Source organism: Thermosulfurimonas dismutans (assembly GCF_001652585.1).
GTDB lineage: Bacteria > Desulfobacterota > Thermodesulfobacteria > Thermodesulfobacteriales > Thermodesulfobacteriaceae > Thermosulfurimonas > Thermosulfurimonas dismutans.
Window position 1 is genome coordinate 1 of sequence record NZ_LWLG01000051.1, and the last position, 754, is coordinate 754.

At 50.4% G+C, this 754-nt stretch carries 1 protein-coding gene and 1 pseudogene; one reads left to right on the forward strand and one right to left on the reverse strand.

What is annotated here, in order from left to right; translation table 11 throughout:
* Window positions 1–174 precede the first annotated feature (174 nt).
* Complete coding sequence (locus TDIS_RS10695; RefSeq protein WP_068671871.1) at window positions 175–432, forward strand: flagellar basal body rod protein FlgC; 258 nt, start codon at window positions 175–177, stop codon at window positions 430–432.
* On the opposite strand, the pseudogene TDIS_RS10700 reads toward TDIS_RS10695, so the two are convergent.
* Window positions 404–750, reverse strand: a pseudogene (locus TDIS_RS10700) (4-alpha-glucanotransferase). The gene TDIS_RS10695 and the pseudogene TDIS_RS10700 sit on opposite strands and share 29 nt — an antisense overlap.
* Window positions 751–754: the final 4 nt, after the last annotated feature.

Below are 754 nucleotides of genomic sequence, written 5' to 3' on the forward strand. Positions count from 1 at the left end.
GGTTCAAGCTCAGATAGTAGAACCGGAAGAGGTTGGCACGCCCAACAATGTTTCCCTTGAGGAGGAGATGTCCAAACTCATGGAAAACCACCTACTTTATCAGGCCACGGTGGAGGCCTTGATAAAGGAAATCGGGTTAATGAGAGAAGCTATAACGGAAGGAGGTAAATAGCCATGAAACTCCTTTCCGCTCTTAGGATTGCCGGAAGTGGCCTAATGGCCCAGCGGGTAAGACTCAATATCTCTTCCATGAACCTTGCCAATGCCCATGTAACCAGGACGGCCGAGGGTGGGCCCTATCGAGCTAAGGATGTGGTCTTGGCCGCTATCCCGTTGGAGAACGAGGCGAAGGCCAAGCTTTCCGAAGTCAAGGTGGTGGAGATTGTGGACGACCCCTCACCTTTCAAAGAGGTTTACCTTTCACGGTATTAGTGTCGTGGGTCCCGGTATAGACGAAGGCCTCTTTTTCGTGATTATGAGGAAGATAGGGGCTATCCTCTTCAAAGAAGGCAAAGACCAAAACCTTCATGCCCGGAATACCGAAAAGTTTCCTAATCTCACGCACATCCGAGGTAATGTAACCCAGATCCTCGGCAAGAAGGGATGGGTTTAGAAGGCGTCGGAATACGGCTTCAAAAAACTTTTGGGCCGGGGCCTCAACCAGTGCCCATTTACAGCCGTCTTCTCTCCGGCCGGAACCTCCCAAATAGGCCACAAAGCCCTAAAGTGGTCAAGTCTAATGAATATCAAAGAG